Origin of the sequence: Salinicola corii (genome assembly GCF_008298015.1) — a bacterium.
GTDB classification, from domain to species: domain Bacteria; phylum Pseudomonadota; class Gammaproteobacteria; order Pseudomonadales; family Halomonadaceae; genus Salinicola; species Salinicola corii.
In genome coordinates this window covers 74,257-93,397 of the sequence record NZ_VTPX01000001.1, presented here as the reverse complement: position 1 = coordinate 93,397, position 19,141 = coordinate 74,257, and the positions used below count along the sequence as shown (strand labels likewise).

Here is a 19,141-nt window from a genome sequence, read left to right as displayed (position 1 = left end):
TATGGACAGATTCGATTCGATGACGCTGTTCGTGCGAATCGTCGAGAGCGGCAGCTTCACCCGGGCGGCCAATGCGCTGGATATCCCCCGTGCGACCGCGACATTGGCGATTCAGAAGATGGAGTCCCGTCTCGGCGTGCGATTACTGGAGCGCACTACGCGCCGGGTCCGGCCCACACCGGAAGGCGAAGCGTTCCACCAGCGCTGCGTCCAGTTGCTGGCGGAACTCGAGGAGGCGGAAGCGATTCTTCGGCCGGTCGCGGACAGCCCGCGGGGGATACTGCGTATCGAACTGCATGGCACCCATGCCAGCCGAATCGTGCTGCCACGGCTTGCCGTCTTTCATGAACGCTACCCCTCGCTCGAACTCGTGATCACCACGGGAGATCGGCGTGTCGATCTCGTCGGCGAGGGTATCGACTGCGCGGTGCGTAGCGGAGAGCCCGAAGACTCCAGCCTGATCGCCAGGCGACTGGCGACGCTGGAGCAGGTCATCTGCGCTAGCCCGGGCTATCTGGCACGCATGGGGACACCGAGCACGCCCGACGAACTCCACGACCATCACGGCATCCACTTCGTCTCCGGGTACAACGCCCCGGACAAGACCCTCGACCTGATCGTCGACGGCGAGCCCCGCACTTTCCCCACCGCCGGCTGGCTGACCGTCAACGATGCGGAGAGCTACGTGGTCAGCGCCCTGGAAGGCTTCGGCCTGATCCAGTTGCCTCGCTTCAGACTGGCATCTCATCTTGCCAGGGGGGATCTGGTGGAAATCCTGCCTGCGTGGCAAAAGCCGGCACTGCCGTTGCACGTCGTCTATCCCCAGCGCCGCCAGCTATCGCCCAAGGTTCGGGTATTCGTCGATTGGCTGGTCGAGGTCTATCGAGAAGCGTTGGGCGGTCCCCGGCTCGCGTCGTCATGAACGTAGGTCGGGTGTCTGCTCGTCGCAGGGCAACGCCTCCATCAGGGATCGCAGCTCCTCGAGGAAACTCTCCAGCACCAGGTTGGGTGGTCGTCCCTTGCGGGTGATGGCGTAGTAGCGGGTGGCGTACTCGAAGGTGTCGGGCGCGAGCCGCTTCATGCGGCCGTGCTCGGTCCAGCGCTGGGCGAAGTGGGTGGGCAGAAAACCGACATAGCTGCCGGTCAGCACCAGGAAGGCGACACCCTCGCGGTCCGTGGCGGAGGCCTTCGGCTTGAGCGTCTCATGCACGCGCTTGATCTCGGGTGTCTGGGCGTAGGAGGGCACCACGGCATCGAAGCACGCGATCTGCTGTGGCGTGGGCGCTTCGGCGTTGAAAAGCGGATGCCGGTCGCTGCAGTAGAGCGCCGACTGCTCGTCGTAGAGCGAGAGATAGTCGAGCCCAGGTACGCGCTTGAGTTCCGGCACCACGCCGGCATGCAGGCTACCGCCGAGTACCGCCATCTCGATGTCGTTGGGGGGCGCCATGCGGATATTGATGTGGACGTTGTCGCCGCGCGCCTTGAGCGCCCGCAGCGCCTCGGTGACATGCATGTTGGGCATGGTGACGAGATTGTCGGTGATGCCGATATTGAGCTCACCGGTCAGGCTGGAGTGCAGCCCGTTGACGCGGGTACGAAAATCTTCCACGGCGGCGAGCAGTTGCATGGTGGCCTCGAACACCGCCTGCCCTTCGCTGGTCAACTGGAAGCCGCTGCGGCCCCGCTGGCAGAGCCGCATCGAGAGACGCGCCTCCAGATCGCCCATCGCCATGCTGATCGCCGCCCGGCTGATATTGAGCTCGACCTCCGCCGACGAAAAGCCGCCGCACTCCACCACCTTGCGGAAGATGCGCAGCAGGCGCAGATCGACGTCGCCCAACTGCCCCATTAGCGTGATCTTGCGTGAACTCATAACGGTACCTGTCGTTCCCGGCGCCCTATCGATCGACCGGGCGCCCGCGAGCGGCGGGGAAAGTTAAGCAAAGCGTTTAGTGAAATTAAGCATACAGGGATTTATTGACGCTATCCTCCAGCCTCAATCTGGACCCTGGCCAATCGGGCAAGCGCTCGCCACCGCGCCCTGCCCGAGATTTTCCATCGTCGATTGATACCCAAAGGATCGAGATCACATGTCCGACACGCTGACTCACTTCGTCGACGGCAAGCGCGCCGCGCTGGACTCGACGCGCACCAGCCCGATCTTCAACCCCTCCACCGGGCAGCGCTCCGGCGAGGTTCTGCTGGCCTCCCGTGCGGATGTCGAGCGGGTCATCGCCTCGTCGCAGGCTGCGTTCGAACAGTGGTCGGCCTTCTCCCCCCTCAGGCGCTCCCGGGTACTGTTCAACTACAAGTCATTGCTGGAGGCCCACGCGGACGAGCTCGCCCGGCTGATCTCCCAGGAGCACGGCAAGGTGTTCTCCGACGCCAAGGGCGAACTGACCCGCGGCCTGGAAGTGGTCGAGTTCGCCTGCGGCATGCCGCATCTGCAGAAGGGCGAGCACTCGCTCAACGTCGGCTCGGGCATCGACTCCTTCTCGCTGATGCAGCCGCTGGGCGTCTGCGCCGGCATCACCCCGTTCAACTTCCCGGCCATGGTGCCGCTGTGGATGTTCCCGATCGCCATCGCCGCCGGTAACACCTTCGTGCTCAAGCCGTCGGAGAAGGACCCCTCGGCCACCCTGCGCATTGCCGAGCTGTTCAGTGAAGCGGGGTTGCCCGAGGGCGTGCTCAACGTGGTCAACGGCGACAAGGAGGCGGTCGACACCCTGCTCACCGATCCGCGGGTGCAGGCGGTGAGCTTCGTCGGTTCCACGCCGATCGCCGAGTACGTCTACGCCACCGCCTCCGCCCACGGCAAGCGCGTGCAGGCCCTCGGCGGGGCCAAGAACCATATGGTGATCATGCCCGACGCCGACCTCGACCAGGCCGCGGACGCGCTGATGGGCGCCGCCTACGGCAGTGCCGGCGAGCGCTGCATGGCGATCTCGGTGGCGATGCCGGTGGGCGACGAGACCGCCGAGAAGCTGCGCGAGAAGCTGTTGTCACGGCTGGACGAGCTGCGCGTGGGCGAGAGCCTCACCGACGGCCCGGACCACGACATGGGACCGCTGGTCTCCCGCGCGCACCTGGAGAAGGTGAGCGGCTATATCGAGCAGGGCGTGCAGGAAGGCGCCGAGCTGGTGCGCGACGGCCGCCAGCTCCAGCACGACAGCGACGGCTTCTTCATCGGCGGCACCCTGTTCGACCACGTCAAGCCGGGCATGCGCATCTACGACGAGGAGATCTTCGGCCCGGTGCTGGTGATCGCCCGCGCCGAGAGCTTCGATGCCGCGGTCAAGATGGTCAACGACCACGAGTTCGGCAACGGCACTGCCATCTTCACCCGCGACGGCGACAGCGCGCGGCAGTACTGCGAGCAGATCCAGGTCGGCATGGTCGGGGTCAACGTGCCGATCCCGGTGCCCATGGCGTTCCACAGCTTCGGCGGCTGGAAGCGTTCGCTGTTCGGCGCGCTGCACGTGCACGGCGCCGACGGCGTGCGCTTCTACACGCGCATGAAGACGGTCACCGCACGCTGGCCCTCCGGTCTGCGCGAGGCGACGAACCAGTACACCATGCCCACTCTCTGACACGGCGATCCGATCATGACAACCCGTGAAAGCTCGTACACCGAAAACGTGGACAACGCCCACGTCAGGGCGCTGGACCGAGCCCACGTCTTCCACTCCTGGTCGGCCCAGGGCGCGCTCGATCCGCTGGTGATCAAGAGCGGCGAAGGCTGCCGGCTGTGGGACTACGACGGCCGCGAGTACCTCGACTTCTCCAGCCAGCTGGTCAACACCAATATCGGCCACCAGCACCCGCGGGTGATCGCGGCGATCAAGGCCCAGGCCGACGAGCTGACCACCATCGCCCCCGCCCACGCCAACTGGATGCGCGGGCGCGCCGCCGAGAAGATCCTCGAACGCGCCCCGGCCGGCTTCGCCAAGGTGTTCTTCACCAACGCCGGCGCGGACGCCAACGAGAACGCCATCCGCATGGCGCGCGCCGTGACCGGACGAGAGAAGATCCTCTCCGCCTACCGTTCCTACCATGGCGGTACCGGCTCGGCGATCGCCGCCACCGGCGATTTCCGACGTGTCCCCAACGAGTTCTCCCGCGGGCACGTCCGGTTCTTCAATCCGTTTCTCTACCGCAGCGAGTTCTGGGCCGATAACGAAGAGGAGGAGTGCCAGCGCGCGCTGCACCACCTGCGCCGGGTGATCGAGTGCGAGGGGCCGGCGAGCATCGCCGGGCTGCTGCTCGAGACCATCCCGGGTACCGCCGGCGTGCTGGTGCCGCCTCCGGGCTATCTGGCCGGGGTGCGCGCGCTGGCCGACGAGTTCGGCCTGGTGCTGATCTTCGACGAGGTGATGGCCGGCTTCGGCCGCACCGGCGCCTGGCTGGCGCTGGATCACTTCGACGTGGTGCCGGACCTGATCACCTTCGCCAAGGGGGTCAACTCGGGCTATGTGCCCGCCGGTGGCGTGATCGTCAACCAGTGCATCGCCCACCACTTCGACGACGAGATGTTCTACGGTGGCCTGACCTACTCCGGCCATCCGCTGGCCATGGCGGCGATCTGCGCCACCCTGGAGACGATGCAGGAAGAGGGTATCGTCGACAACGCCCGACATATCGGCGAGACGGTGCTCAGCCCCGGCCTCGCCCGCCTGGCCCAGCGCCATGCCCACGTCGGCGAGGTGCGCGGCCTTGGAGTGTTCCACGCCATCGAGCTGGTCGAGGATCGGGATAGCCGCGCGCCGCTGGCCGCGGCCAAGGTCGGCAAGCTCAAGCAGACGATGCTGGAACGAGGCCTGCTGCCGTTCGTGGTCGCCAACCGCATCCATGTGGTGCCGCCGTGCATCGTCACCGCCGGCGAGGCCGAGCAGGGGCTGGCGATCATCGACGAGGCGCTGGGTACACTGGTCTGAGAGGACGCTAGGCAACCACCGGCCAGACCCGGCGGACGTGACGTAGACACCGACGCGTCCGTCGCCATTCGCGTCACGTTGAAGGAGTTCGACATGCAGATCGCCGCCTGGCAGGCGCTGAGCGCGCCAGCCGATATCGCCACCAACCTCGCGCGGCTGGACGAGAGCGCCCGTCGCGCCGCGGCGGAAGGCGCGGCGCTGTTGATCACCCCGGAGATGTTCTTGACCGGCTACGTGCTCGGCGGCAACGCCCCCATCGCCCTGGCCTCCGGCAACGGAGCCGGCGCCCCGGTGGGCTTTCTCATCGCCTCGCTGGTGATGCTGATCTTCTCGGTCGGTTTCGTGGCGATGACGCCCCACGTCAAGGAGGCCGGCGCCTTCTTCTCCTACGTCACCCTCGGGCTGGGCCGGCGCCTGGGCCTGGGCACCGCGTTCATGGCGCTGGTCGCCTACACCGCCATCCAGGCGGGCGTCTACGGCTACATGGGCTGGGCGGTCGGCGACTTCGTCCGCCACAGCGGCGGCCCGGCCATCCCTTGGTGGATCTACTCGCTGCTCACCGTCGCCATCGTTGCCTACCTCGGCTATCGCCATATCGAACTCAGTGCCAAGGTGCTAGGGGTGGCGCTCGTGCTGGAGATCGCCGTGGTGGTGATCATGAATCTGACCATCTTCGCCGACGGCGGCGCCCACGGCATCGAGTTCTCCTCCTTCACGCCGAGTGCCGCGCTCACCAGCGGCCTCGGCGTGGCGGTGCTGTTCGCGCTCACCGGTTTCATCGGCTTCGAGGCCACCGCGGTATTTCGCGACGAAGCCCGCCAGCCGGCGCGCACCATCCCCCGGGCGACCTATCTCGCGGTGCTGATCATCGGCGTGTTCTACACCCTCTCGGTGTGGGCCCTGGTGGTCGCCAACGGCGCCGGCGAAGTCGCCGGCATCGCCCAGAAGACCCTGGATGGCGACGCCAACCTGCTGCTCGACACCGCCGAGCGCTATACCGGCGGCGTGATGCGCGATCTGATGCAGGTGCTGCTGCTCACCAGCCTCTTCGCCTGCGTGCTGAGCTTCCACAATGTGCTCGCCCGCTATCAGTTCACCCTGGCGCGTCAGGGCACGCTGCCGCGGCGGCTGGCACGCATCCATCCGCGCCATCGCGCGCCCTCCCACGCCTCGCTGGTTCAGACACTCACCGCGCTGGCGCTGATGCTGCTGTGTCTGGCGCTGGGGCTGGACCCGCTAACTCAGGTGTTCGGCTATATGGCGGGCATCGCCACCGTGGGCATGATCGCCCTGATGCTACTGACCACCCTGGCCTCGCTGGCGTTCTTCCGGCGCCATCCGGAACTCGCCGGGCGGCGCCACTGGCAGACGCGGATCGCGCCGAGTCTCGCCGCCGTGCTGCTGCTCGCCAGCCTGGCCCTAGTGCTCTCCAACTTCACCCTGGTGACCGGCGGCAGCGTCGGGATCAGCGCCCTGCTGGCGCTGATCCCGCTGCTCGCCCTGCTGGCGGGAGCGCTGTTCGGCCGTGCCCGCTCGGTGGCCGGCGAGGCGCCGCTCTCGCCGCCCCGCGCCGGGGCTTATTGAGACAAGACAAGGAGCGGCGCGGGCGCCTCGCGCTGGCGATAGTGGCTGGGCTCGCGTCAGGCGGTACGCCTCTCCTGGGCGGCCACCGGTAGCGAGCTCCCGACGGCGGTCAATTCAACGGCAACTGACACGGCAGCAGCTGCCAGGCACCGGATACCTTCTCCTGAGTCAGTCGCGCCAAGACACCTTACCGCCGACGCCTGTCGCCAGCTTAACCCAGTCGAGGCCGGGATCGAGTGACTAGACGTTGGTGGCATCGGAGAAAGCCTCGGTCGCCCCACGCCGCGTCGTCCCAGCGAGTCACGCCACCCCAGGAAAGGATTTGTCGAGTCAGAACCGGCGCTTAGCGATACACAGCCTGACATGGCGGTAACGTGACCTTGGCCTCCACATAGATTTATCGATATGCGATAACTATTAACACTTGCCGATAACTCAGAGCTTGGATAGGCTCGAACAGGCAGGTGAATCGCTGAGTCGACATAACAACCCCACAAGACAGGTAGCCTCATGATCGATTACTCACCCACTCCTCGCACACCCTTGCGTTGGCTATCTCGCCTACGCCACCACTGCATTCTGGCCGCCGCTGCGCTGGGCCTGGCCACGGCGGGCGTCAGCGCCGTCCAGGCACAGGAAACGCTGATCGCCGGCGGCACCCCGAGCGGTATCCCCTTCACCTTTCTGGATGTCTCCAGCGGCAAGATCACCGGCGCCATGGTCGATCTGATCGAGGCCGTGGGTCAGGACATGGGGGCCCAGGTCGAGATCAAGGAGTCGCCGTTCAATGCGCTGATCCCGTCGCTCACCTCGGGCAAGATCGACATCATCTCGGCGGCCATGCTCCGCACGCCCGAGCGCGCCAAGGTCGTCGCCTTCAGCGACGATGTCTATCCCTATGGTGAGGGCGTGATCGTCAAGCGTGATCATCAGGGCGACATTCATACCCTCGACGATCTCAAGGGCCAGGTGGTCGGCGCCCAGGTCGGTACGACCTATGTGCGCCAGCTGCAGGCGACCGGGCTGTTTCCCGAGATTCGCAACTACGACACCCTTGCCGACATGATGCGCGACGTCTCCCTGGGCCGCATCGTGGCGGGCATCGGCGATGCGCCGGTGATGGCTTACCAGCTCAAGCAGGGCCGCTTCGCCGATCTCGAGCTGGCTCCCGACTACCAGCAGCAGATGGTGGGCGACGTCGCGCTGGCCGTGGCCAAGGACAACACCGCCCTGCTCGAGCGCGTCAACGCCTCGCTGGCACGGCTCAAGGCCAGCGGCAAGCTCGACGCCATCTTCACCAAGTGGGGGCTGTAATCCGTACCCGCGTGTCGCCAGCGACACTCAGCCGCTCTCCCACGCTTCCCCGCTGACCGCCGCACGTCGGACCTCGCTGTCCGGCGCGCCCGGCCTCGGTCCAGGAGGACCCTATGGCGTACGCCGATATCGCCGCGTTTTTCCCGATCCTGCTCAAGGGCGCCGTCGTCACGGTGCAGATCACCCTGGGCGCCCTGCTGCTCAGCACCGTGCTGGGGCTGCTGCTGGCGCTGATGAAACGCTCGCCGTTGACGCCGGTCTCGGCACTGGCCGGCACCTTCATCAACGTGATCCGTGGCCTGCCGATCATCGTGCAGCTTTTTTACATCTACTTCGTCATTCCCGAACTGGGTATCGACCTGAGCGCCTTCCAGGCCAGCATCATCGGCCTGGGGATCGCCTATAGCGCCTATCAGGCGGAGAACTTCCGAGCCGGCATCGAGGCGGTCGATTCGGGCCAGATCGAGGCGGCCAAGTCCATCGGCATGAAGAGCGCCCTGATCATGCGTCGTGTGGTCCTGCCCCAGGCGATACGCATCGCCCTGCCCCCCTATGGCAATACCGCGGTGATGATCCTCAAGGACTCTTCCCTCGCCTCGACCATCACCGTGGCGGAGATGACCCGGGCCGGGCAGTTGATCGCCGCCTCGACGTTCCAGAACACCACCGTCTACACCATGGTGGCGCTGATGTACCTGGCGCTCAGCCTGCCGCTGATCTTCGGCGTCAACCGCCTGGAGCGTTTCTTCGCCAGGTCGCGACAGGGAGCCGACCAATGATCGCCATCGACCGTATCCACAAGGCCTTCGGCGCGACCCAGGTGCTCAAGGGCGTCAGTCTCGAGGTCGCCGCCGGCGAAGTGGTCTGTCTCATCGGCCCGTCGGGCTCGGGCAAGTCCACCGTGCTGCGCTGCATCAACGGTCTGGAGAGTTACGACAGCGGCACGATCACCATCCATGGCCAGACGGTGGATGTCCGGCGCAGCGATATCCACGCGCTGCGCACCCGGGTCGGCATGGTGTTCCAGCGCTTCAATCTCTTTCCCCACCGCACGGTGCTCGAGAACGTGATGGAGGGCCCTGTCTTCGTCAAGGGCGAGTCGCGGGCCGAGGCGCGCCAGCACGCCCAGGCGCTGCTCGAGAAAGTCGGCCTGGCCGAGAAGCAGGCGGCCTATCCGACCCAGCTCTCCGGCGGCCAGCAGCAGCGGGTGGCGATCGCCCGGGCGTTGGCCATGCGTCCGGAGGCGATCCTGTTCGACGAACCCACCTCCGCGCTCGATCCGGAGCTGGTGGGCGACGTGCTGACGGTGATGCGCGATCTGGCGGCGGAGGGCATGACCATGGTCGTGGTCACCCACGAGATGAGTTTCGCCAAGGAGGTGGCCGACCGGGTCTGCTTCCTCTACGGCGGCCAGATCGTCGAGGAGGGGACGGCATCACGTGTACTCAGCGCGCCACAGAATGCGCGTACGCAGGATTTCCTGCGCCGCGTGCTCGACCACTGAACAGGAGAGGCGTCGATGCCCACTTCACAGCCGATGCTGCGCTCGCTCTGGGCCGACAGCCAGCCGCCGACGGCGCCGCTACCAGCACTCGAAGGTACATGTCGCAGCGACGTGCTGATCGTCGGCGGCGGCTTCACCGGGGTCGCCGCGGCGCTGGCGCTGGCCGAACGCGGCATCTCGACGCGTCTACTGGAGGCCGACACGATCGGCTGGGGCGCCTCGGGGCGCAACGGCGGCCAGGTCATCCCGGGGCTCAAGTACGACCCCGATCAGTTGATCGAACGCTATGGCCAGGAGCGCGGCGAGCGCCTGATCGACACCAGCGGCCGCAATGCCGACGTGGTCTTCGAGCTCATCCAGCGCCACGCCATCGACTGCAACGCCCAGCGCCACGGCTGGCTGCAGCCGGCGGCCACCCGCGCCGGTATCCAGCGGATCGAGAGCCGCGCCGCACAGTGGGCCGCGCGTGGGGTCGAAGTCGAGTGGCTGGCGCGGGAGGCCTGCGCCGAACGCCTCGGCACCACGGCCTATCTGGCCGGCTGGCGCGATCCCCGTGCGGGCAGCCTCGACCCATTGGCCTTCGTGCGCGGCCTGGCCCGGGCGGCGAGCGCCGCGGGTGCGCAGCTCCACGAGGGTTCGGCGGTGACCGGGCTGGCCCGCCATGCCGGGGGCTGGCGGGCGTCCACCGCCCGCGGGGAAGTGACGGCCGAGCGCGTGCTGCTGTGCACCAACGGCTATACCGACACCCTGCAGCCCGGCCTGGCGCGCAGCGTGATCGCCGCCAACAGTTTTCAGATCGCGACCCGGCCGCTGAGCGCTGAGGAAGGCGCGACCATTCTGCCCCGGGGAGAGGTCGCCTCGGATGCGCGCAAGCTGCTGTTCTATTTCCGCCGCGACGCCGCCGGCCGGCTGCTGTTCGGCGGGCGTGGGCCTTTCCACGCCCCCCGCGATCCCGGCGATTTCCGCCATCTGATCAGCGGCATGACCAAGCTCTATCCGGCGCTGAAGGGGGTCGAGATCGACTATGCCTGGGGCGGACGGGTGGCGCTGACCCAGGATGCCATGCCGCACGTGCACGAACCCGCCCCCGGCTTGCACGTGGCGCTGGGTTACAACGGCCGTGGCGTGGGGATGGGCACGCATCTGGGCAGCCTGATCGGTCACCATCTCGGTACCCCGGCACTCGCCGACGCCCTGCCGCTGCCGCTCACCCCCATCGCGCCGATCCCGCTGCACCGCCTGCAGCGGCTCTACGTCGCGGCGGTGATCCAGTACTATCGGACCCAGGATTGGCTGGAGCGATGACAGGAGACCCGATGGCCGACTCAGCAAGCGCCGGTGCCCGCTCGGCGCTGTTCAACCAGTCGATCGAGAAGGCGTTCGTGGTACTGGGGCTGTTCGATGCGCATCACAGCGAGCTCAGCCTGTCGGAGATCGCCAGACTCACCGAGATGAGCATGGGCTCGGTGCAGCGCATCACCCATACCCTGGAGCAGCTCGGCTATCTGGTGCGCGTGGCGCAGAGCCGCAAGTACCGGATCGGCATCGGGGTGCTCCGCGTGGGGGCACAGTATCTCGAGGCCAACCTGCTGATCGACTGCGCCAACCCGTATCTATCGGATCTCAGCAATCGCTGCCTGGAGACGGTCTCGCTGACCGAGCCCTGCGGGCTCGACATGGTCTACGTGGCGCGCTTCACCAGCCGCCACTATATCCCGATCCACATGCCGATCGGCAGCCGCGTGCCGATGTTCTGCACCGCCTCCGGGCGCGCCTACCTCTCGGCACTCGACGACGCCGCCCTGCACGATCATCTCGAACGCAGCGAACGTATCGCCCATACCGCCAACACCGTCACCGAGATCGAGGACCTGGTGGAGATCGTGCAGCAATGCCGCCAGCGCGGTCTGGCCTGGAACAATGCCGAGTATTTCCGGGGCGACATCAATATCGCCGCGCCCGTGATCAACGCCTCGGGGCAGCCGGTGGCGGCGGTACATGTCACCGCCCCTGCCAGCCGCTGGCAGCTGGAGAACGCCATCGATACCCTCGGGCCGCCGCTGCTGGAGTGTGCCCGGGCCATCACGCAGGCGGCGCGCACCCGGCGCTAGGTCCCACCCGCGGACGAGTCGTCTACCCGTTTCGGTATCCCTGAAGCCATTCCGCGTTATCGATGCCTCGGCATCAGCTGCCACGCCACTTCGACAAATCGGGTGACGCCAGCCTCCTTGAAGTTGAGCGACGACTCGAGCACGTCCTTGCGCGACAGTTCGGCGATGGCATGGCTACCAGCGTAATGGCCGGCCACCTCCTCAGGCAGCACCGGAAACGGCGGCCCCGCCTTCTCGGCGGGATCGTACTCGAAGGTGATCAGCAATTGCGGCGCCGCGTGGGACAACGCCAGGATCTGAGCGGCATAGGCACCACGCATCGACGACGGCAAGGCCACCAACGCGGCGCGGTCGTAGACCAAGTCGACCGGCCCCAGATCGTCAGATTTCAGGCGGAAGATGTCACCCTGGAAGATTGCCAATCTACCGGACTGCCAGTACTGGCCGCCCTCCCAGGACGAGATGTCCGGGACGAGTTTCAGTGCTTCGAAAAGCTGACCCACCGCAATCTCGCTCAGCTCCGCACCGACGACCCGATACCCCGACTCCAGCAGCCAGCCGATATCCAGCGTCTTGCCGCACAGCGGCAGGAAGATCCTCGCATCGCCGGCGAGGCCAAAACGCGAAACGTTGCGCTTGAGAATGGGGTGGACGAAGGAGAGATGGAAACCGAGTTGATCGTTTTTCCATCGCGTCTGCCAGAAGTCGTGTTCCATGCTGATGCTCTTCATGTCGGGCCAACAGGGAGCTTACCCATATGGATCTCCGTTGACAGCACGACTTAAGTTTTTATGGAAACTCGTTCGTGATAATCGGGCAAAATCCGAATATTCGTCAATCTACCAACATCAAAATTTGAAGTCCCTATCGATATCGCCCAAGACATCGACTTAAGTTGAAGGATATCTCTTATTTAAACACGAATGAAACAATAAACATTATAAAAACACGCGACACGCATTCAACTTAACCCAAAGAGAGATCTATCGAGTGACTTCTGATTTTACCCTCTAGGGGTCAGTAATATAACGAAAGCCGCGTGAGCGTGTCTTCGCGCTCGCCGCTTCCCCTGCCGAGCCCGAAAAAGCCGACCACCAGAGAGTCGGCGGGGTAAACAACCAGGAGCCACGCCATGTCCGTTTCCGGAGTTGTCGTCACGCCTCGCAGTGTCGAAGAGTCGCTGTCCCGCAAATCGAACGACGGCGAAACGTCCGATAAAGAAAACTCGAGTGTCGAGTCGTTCAGAGCCAACGCCGACGAGAAGAACTGGCGAGTGGTGGAAGAGAACGACGGACTACCGCCCGTCAGCAACCTGAAACCCAAACGCGAAGACGCCACCACGATCACCTTCGAATACGAGGGCAAGACTTACGCGGTGTCCGAGCATCTATCGCCCTTCAAGTACTCGGTGCTGGAGAACAAGCTGGCGGGCACCGAGATCAGCCAGACCGATAACAACATTGAGGTCAAGGTCGAGGACTCGGAAGCGACCGACGTCATGAACGCCGAGACGACCGAGGACGGCAAGACGGTCGGCGAGCTGTTCAACGACACCATGAAGGAAGAATGGGGCGATCTGGATCTCGACGACCCTCGCCGACAGTACTACGAGTTGCTTCAGGCCAAGTCCGCGCTGGTCAACGGCTACGGCATCCTGCCCTACCAGACCCAGAAGGATGCGTTCCCGTGGCCGGGCGATACCGAGCCGACCCTGCCGAACTCCGTGATCATGGATCAGGCGAGCACCTACGGTCTGCTCGACGAGGAGGAGATCGCCAGCAAGCTCGCCGAGGTGTCCCAGAACGAGAGCGTCGTCTCCGGCGTCGACGACCTGATGCAGGGCGCGGTCGACAAGATCAAGGACAAGTCCGGCCTGACCAATCGCGTCCACGAAACCATGATGAGTTCCGAGTATCTGGAGATGCTCGAGGGCATGGGCGACGACGCCGCCAAGACCCGCTTCGCCAACGACATCAAGACGCTGGACTATCTGGATAGCGACAAGGCCAGCGAAGTACGCAGCCAGATACTCGACAAGGGCCTGATCGACGAGATCAGTGGCGTGATCGAAGAGGGCAGCTATTCCGACGAAGCCCTCGAGACGGCGGTCAACGATCAGGTACAGATGGGGTTGCAGGGCACGTTTTCCTCCATCTTCGGCATTACCTTTTCCGACCGGACCGTCCAGAACTACCTCAAGAACGGCGAGGGCGACCTGCCCGACGACGTCAAGCGCGGGCTGGACAGCTACAAGGCGGCGGTCAAGATCGCCTCCAACGCCGTTCTCGGGTCGTTCAAGGAGAATGGCAAGTTCGACATCAAGGATGTCTCGTCGCGGATCTCCCAGGTCATCGGCCAGAACAACGCCGACCTGCCCACCGGGGTGAGAAACGGAGCCGCCGCGCTGCTTCAGGCCAGCATGAAGAACGGCGTGCTGCCCGGCATGGGTGGCATCCTTACCGCCACCGCCGCGATCTACACCCTGAACAAGAACATGGGGGAGACCACGGAGGATCGCCTGGCGGCGGCGCGGCTGCTGCTGATCACCGTGGCCACCTCCCCCGCCATGGCGCTGGCCGGCGCCAAGACGTATGAGCTGTTCCAGGACACTCTCAACAAGCCCGGCATGGCGACACGGCTGGGTCTCGAGAACAACGATCAAATTCGGGAAGCGTTCGTCAAACATTTCCCAAACTCGACGGAGAGTGTCTCGGTACCGGAAGCCGACGTCGTCGAACTGGAATCCCTCGAGAGCCAGCGCCAGGCGATCTCCGCAACCCCGCCGCAACTGGATACGCCGGACCTCGCACCGGGCTGGGCCGACGACGTCGAGCGCTTCTTCGACGAGATCGCCAGCGGTGAAGGTGATGGCGCCCGCTTCGTTCCCCTCCCCGACGATGCCGACGTCGGCCTGGAAGAGGCGCTAAACGATCCCAACGAGCGTATCTCCAGCGCGGGCAGCAACAATGGCCAGAGCCTGGCCGACAATCTCGATGATCTGGATGCCGACAGCCGCGCCAGCGTGATGGGCATGGCGGGTGACCGGCTCAGTAACATGGGGCTCGATCCGAGCGAGATGGATACCCCCAGCAAGCTCAGGATCGTGGGTTCGGTGATGGGGACGGTCGGCGGCATCGCCGACGGCGCCGGCGGTATCCTGGATATCGCCCTGGGCGCCATGTCGATCGACCGGTTGCGCGACAACCCCGATGCCCTGCCCAGCGAGTACGCCGCCGCCTCGATGCAGTTACTCGGTGGCGTGGGCATCGCCGGCATGGCAGGCACCCAACTGGCCAGCATGATCGCGGGGCCGGCCACCGCCTCGGCGCTGGGCGTGGCCTCGGGCGCGCTGGGGATCGCCGGCGTCGGCTTCGGCGCCATCGCCGCCATCGTCACCGGCGTCATCGCCAAGCAGAAGCAGGATCAGAAAAAAGAGGAAGTGCGGGACGACTTCCGTACCTGGGGCGGGCTCGGCGTCACCGAGGATGACTGGGGCGACAAGCTCAACTACGTGCTCCACGCCCGCTACGAATACAACTACTACCACGGCTCCAGTCGTTACGACGACCTCTATCCCGAAGACAAGCCCATGTGGGAAGCCAGGCCGGAGCAGTACGAGGATTTCACCGAATACGTCGAAGAGCACGGCAATATTTCCGACGACTGGTTCGATGACTGGGACGACGATCATGACGCTGGTATCGGCGAGGGCACACCGGATCCTTCGGGCCTGCCTCGCTTCGGCGACGACGGAGACCCCGGTACGGCCGGTGACTTCAAGACAGACGTCGATCGCGTCGACGTGGGCTCGATCGAGCTGGCCGACGATGGTCGCGTCATCTTCGTCAAGGATGGGGTCAAGCAGGTCATCGATCCGCTGATCGGCGAAAAAGCCGACGAGAGCGACCGCAAGGAGATCATCGAATACCTCACCGATCTTCATGAAATCACTCACCCCGACGGGAAGCGAGATCAGAAAGTCATCGATCGAATCACTCGGCTTCACGACGAGTCAGACCGCTACAATGACATCGACGACCTGAAACGGGCACTCGACGATTCTCAGCCATTTCTTCTGGGCAAGGATGGCGAACACAAGGCGGGTACGTTCGAGGATTTCCAGGAGGATATCGATCGCGTCGAGATCGACTCCATCGAACTCGATTCGACCGACAGCAGCAAGATCAGCTTCATCAAGGATGGCGTTCGTTGGCAAATCGATACCGAGAACCGCGGAAGCTTGTCGAAAAGTGACGCCAACGATATCTTCGATTACCTGAAGAATCTCTACACCATGGTCCATCCGGATGGCGAGCTGGATCAGGAACTGGCGGACGAGATAGACGAGTTGGTAGGAGGTTCGGACGACTATAACGACCTCGACGACCTGCGCGACGAACTCGATCTCGGCACCGATCCCAGCGGACTACCGGTCTTCGGTGACGGCGGCATTCCAGGAACCTATGGCGACTTCAAGGAAGACATCGACCGTGTCGACATCGGCTCGATCGAACTGAAGGATGATGGGCGCGTCATCTTCGTCAAGGACGGTGTAAAACAGATCATCAATACCTCGGAAGGAGATGACTCCGATCGAAGCACACGGGAAAAAATCATCCGTTATCTGACGGACCTTCACGACATCGCCAGTCCCGATGGAGAACTGGACCAGGATCGCGTCGATGAAATGAACGATGTCTTCGGCAAGACCGATAGATACAACGATACCGACGCCATCAGGCAGTATCTCGACGCCGACGCCCCTGCGGCCTGGGACGAGAACCCGGGAACGGTCAAGATATTCGGTGACAAGGGAAGTCCGGGCCATTTCAGTGAATTCAAGAAGGACATCGATACCGTCGACATTGCCTCCATCAGACTGAGACCGGACGGCGAGATCTATTTCAAACGCTCGGGAGAGTGGTACGTCCTGACGCCCAACGCCAATAGCAAGATCGAGGATGAGTTCGACGATTTCGTGGACTACCTGACCGAACTTCACGATATCACCCACCCGGATGGCGTCCTGGACAAGCGGCTCGCGGCCAGGATCGATGAACTACAGGGCGGCAGCGACGACTACAACGATCTGGATGACCTGAAGGCGTTTCTGAACGTCGATTGAGTCTTGCCTACCCGTTTCCCATTCGCCGAAATCGACCGGCGGATGGGAAACATCGGCCTCGACCGCAACTGCCCCTCTCTGCTCCGGCCGTGATCGCCTCCTCTCTCCTGAGCTTGCGGCGCCTGACCTTGCGGCACAAAAATAGTCCAAAAAATGTCAGCCTCGCCAGACACCTATAAACATATAGACCAAAACGCAATTTCTTAATTAAAGTTCATTTTTGCCACGCCGATAGAGAGGGCCGGATCCAGCAATGACTGGATATCCGGCCGTCCAGATCTATTCGATGAGCGTGAGCGCTTCCTCGTATCGACCATGGAGACGGCATTCCCCATACCGTCATGCCGCTCAGCGGCCGATATCAGAGGATTTTCACCATCAAACGCTCGATACTCACCCGCTCGATCCTGTTCACGGCCACCGCGCTGGCCGCCGTGGCACTTACCGGCTGCGCGAACACCCGAGGCCCGGGCCTCGGCTCGGCATTGGATGCCGCCACCACTGCCTACGCCCTGGATCACGGCTACGAGGAAGCAAACCCGCTGTTGTCACCTATCGGCGATCCGTACCTGTCGGCGCTGGCAGTCATCGGCTTCAAACAAGGCATCAAGTACTCACTGCACGAGTACGCTGGCGTGAACGAGGATTGCGCTCACTATGGCGTGGAGACAGCGGCCATGGGCGCAGGTGGCTGGAACCTGGCCGTGCTGGCGGGTGCCGCCACAGGGCCCGGCCTGATCGTCGGCGTACTGTTCGGCGCTGGCTACTGGCTATGGACCGATGGCGAGGAGGCGTGCCGGTAACGGCGGAACCTGGCAGGAGGCCGGACGCCGAGGCGACGAGCCTCCGCTATTGGGCATCGTTCCCCTCATCGCCCGAGGCGTGTCCGCGGGCGATATCGCGATGGCTGATCACGACCACATCCCTGGGCCACCACTCGGGATGCTCGTCACGGATGAACGCCAGCAGTTTCTCCCGGACGCTCACCTCGGCGGCCCACCCCGATAGCGGGTCGATCGTCATCAGATAGCAGGTCACGGTCTGCGCCGGGCCGATCTGGTCGGTCACGCAGCACAGCAGCTTGTGGTGCTCGATGACGTTCTCCTCCGCCTTGGCGAACTCGAGGAACTTCTCGCGCAGGATCGGGATATCGGCGCTGAGGTGCAGCGTCAGTGCAAGGCTGCGGTACTCCTTCGTGCTCTTGGATGAGAGGTTTTCGAAAGCCTTGGACGCGAAGTAGGTGACCGGCACGATCAGGCGCCGCTCGTTCCAGAGTCGCAGCCGGATATGCGTATAGAAGATCCCCTCGACATAGGCCCACTGGCCTTCGAACATCACCAGGTCACCGACCCGTATCGGCTTGGCCAGCGACAGCTGAAACGACGACAGGATGTTGCCGAGTACGGCCTGCCCCGCCACGCCCACCAGCACCGCCAGCACGCTGGCAGAAGCCAGAATCGACAGTCCCAGGGTTTCGAAGAGCTGAACCTGCCCCAGCACATAGATCGACACCGCCGTCACCAGAACGAGGATGATGATGCGCCGCACCGCGTAGAGCGTCGTCAGCAGCTTGCGGTCGTCCTGGGGTTTGGAATCGTCGATCTGCCCCGCGAGGCGACGCGTCATCTTCAGCATCATGGTGTCGACGAGCCGCAGCCCGACGGCCCCGGTCCCCCAGGCCAGGATGGCGATCAGCACCACGCGCAGGGTGGTCGTCGCGACCGCCGAGAAGGAGACGACGTAATCGAGCAGCGCCTGGGTCAGCAACGACATCACGATGAGCGCCACCGGGCCACGAATCTGCTTGGCGAAGATGCTCGGCGCCCCGGAGGGCAACCAGCGCGTCATCACCTCGATCAACCGGTAGACCCCTTTGCCGACCAGGGCGACCGCCAGCAGTACCAGCGGGATCGCGATCCACTCCCAGATCCTGAGCAACCCGAAGGAGCCCTTGAGGCTTTCGGGAATGTGTCGCTCGAACGCCGTAGGGCCGTACTCCCGATAGAGCGCGGGGATCGCCGCCACGCTCTCCGGCATGATCAGCCAGACCGGTTCCTCGTCATCCCGTTGATAGCGACCCAGCCGGATGTCGTAGGTGTCGCCATCGGCCTCGAGCGAGGCCAGCTCGATGTCGCGACGTGGCTCCCCGGCATGGGGACTCTCGCCCGTGGGATCCTCGATGGCGGCATCCTGACGCCCGGAGAGATTGGAAATACGGATCGACTTGCCACGCTGGAATATGGCGGCGAGCTGTCGTGCCAGCTCGGCGCCTCGCTCACGCTGTTCCGCCGGGGATAGATCGGCCAGATTGAGGATATGGGCCGCCGCCTCGAAATCGCCCCGGTCGGTCAGGTCCCGGAAGGTGCGCATCGACTCCCGGGGCGTTCTGAGATTGACGGAACCCGGGGCCTTGCCCAGGCCACTGTTCAGCGAATCGATGGGGTACCACTCCCGCTCGCCGCCCTCCTCCTGCGTCTGTGCCAGGCACAGGCTGGAGACCAGCAACATCGATGCCGCCAACAACCACCGCCGCCACCATGCGCCCATGCGTTTCATCCCTGAGCCACCG

Annotated in this window: 14 protein-coding genes; 11 read left to right on the top strand and 3 right to left on the bottom strand. The window is 64.4% G+C overall.

Features of this window, described 5'->3' with window-relative positions:
• Position 1: 1 nt before the first annotated feature.
• Complete coding sequence (locus tag F0A16_RS00445; RefSeq protein ID WP_149433445.1) at positions 2-922, top strand: LysR family transcriptional regulator; 921 nt, start codon at positions 2-4, stop codon at positions 920-922.
• Here the strand turns inward: F0A16_RS00445 and F0A16_RS00440 are convergent.
• Positions 917-1,873, bottom strand: a complete 957-nt coding sequence (locus F0A16_RS00440) for a LysR family transcriptional regulator (RefSeq protein ID WP_149433444.1) — start codon at positions 1,871-1,873, stop codon at positions 917-919. The two genes, F0A16_RS00445 and F0A16_RS00440, sit on opposite strands and share 6 nt — an antisense overlap.
• 217 nt (positions 1,874-2,090) lie before the next feature.
• Here F0A16_RS00440 and F0A16_RS00435 point away from each other — a divergent pair, with 217 nt between their 5' ends.
• The 8 genes from F0A16_RS00435 to F0A16_RS00400 all read left to right on the top strand — a co-directional run bounded on the left by F0A16_RS00435 (position 2,091) and on the right by F0A16_RS00400 (position 11,447).
• The gene (locus F0A16_RS00435; protein ID WP_149433443.1) at positions 2,091-3,590 is read left to right on the top strand and encodes a CoA-acylating methylmalonate-semialdehyde dehydrogenase; all 1,500 of its coding nucleotides are present in this window, start codon (positions 2,091-2,093) and stop codon (positions 3,588-3,590) included.
• Positions 3,591-3,605: 15 nt separating this feature from the next.
• The gene (locus F0A16_RS00430) at positions 3,606-4,934 is read left to right on the top strand and encodes an aspartate aminotransferase family protein (protein ID WP_149433442.1); all 1,329 of its coding nucleotides are present in this window, start codon (positions 3,606-3,608) and stop codon (positions 4,932-4,934) included.
• Between the two features lie 93 nt (positions 4,935-5,027).
• Positions 5,028-6,518, top strand: a complete 1,491-nt coding sequence (locus F0A16_RS00425) for an APC family permease (protein WP_149433441.1) — start codon at positions 5,028-5,030, stop codon at positions 6,516-6,518.
• A gap of 510 nt (positions 6,519-7,028) precedes the next feature.
• A complete protein-coding gene (locus tag F0A16_RS00420; RefSeq protein WP_149433440.1) occupies positions 7,029-7,832 on the top strand; it encodes an ABC transporter substrate-binding protein in 804 nt (267 codons plus the stop codon).
• A gap of 113 nt (positions 7,833-7,945) precedes the next feature.
• Positions 7,946-8,611 (top strand): amino acid ABC transporter permease, encoded by a 666-nt coding sequence (locus F0A16_RS00415; protein WP_149433439.1) that lies wholly within the window; start codon positions 7,946-7,948, stop codon positions 8,609-8,611.
• The gene (locus tag F0A16_RS00410) at positions 8,608-9,336 is read left to right on the top strand and encodes an amino acid ABC transporter ATP-binding protein (RefSeq protein ID WP_149433438.1); all 729 of its coding nucleotides are present in this window, start codon (positions 8,608-8,610) and stop codon (positions 9,334-9,336) included. Before F0A16_RS00415 ends, F0A16_RS00410 begins: the two co-directional genes overlap by 4 nt.
• A gap of 15 nt (positions 9,337-9,351) precedes the next feature.
• Positions 9,352-10,641, top strand: coding sequence for an NAD(P)/FAD-dependent oxidoreductase (locus tag F0A16_RS00405; RefSeq protein ID WP_149433437.1), 1,290 nt, complete (start codon positions 9,352-9,354; stop codon positions 10,639-10,641).
• Positions 10,642-10,652: 11 nt separating this feature from the next.
• A complete protein-coding gene (locus F0A16_RS00400) occupies positions 10,653-11,447 on the top strand; it encodes an IclR family transcriptional regulator (protein ID WP_149433436.1) in 795 nt (264 codons plus the stop codon).
• Between the two features lie 56 nt (positions 11,448-11,503).
• Here the strand turns inward: F0A16_RS00400 and tmpT are convergent, their stop codons facing one another.
• Entirely contained in the window at positions 11,504-12,163 is a 660-nt protein-coding gene (gene tmpT, locus F0A16_RS00395; RefSeq protein ID WP_149433435.1) for a thiopurine S-methyltransferase, read from the bottom strand.
• A 416-nt stretch (positions 12,164-12,579) separates the two neighbouring features.
• Here tmpT and F0A16_RS00390 point away from each other — a divergent pair, with 416 nt between their 5' ends.
• On the top strand, positions 12,580-16,572 hold the full coding sequence (locus tag F0A16_RS00390; protein ID WP_149433434.1) for a hypothetical protein: 3,993 nt from the start codon (positions 12,580-12,582) through the stop codon (positions 16,570-16,572).
• A gap of 341 nt (positions 16,573-16,913) precedes the next feature.
• On the top strand, positions 16,914-17,375 hold the full coding sequence (locus tag F0A16_RS00385; protein WP_149433433.1) for a hypothetical protein: 462 nt from the start codon (positions 16,914-16,916) through the stop codon (positions 17,373-17,375).
• A gap of 46 nt (positions 17,376-17,421) precedes the next feature.
• Here the strand turns inward: F0A16_RS00385 and F0A16_RS00380 are convergent, their stop codons facing one another.
• A complete protein-coding gene (locus tag F0A16_RS00380; protein ID WP_149433432.1) occupies positions 17,422-19,128 on the bottom strand; it encodes a mechanosensitive ion channel family protein in 1,707 nt (568 codons plus the stop codon).
• Positions 19,129-19,141 lie beyond the last annotated feature (13 nt).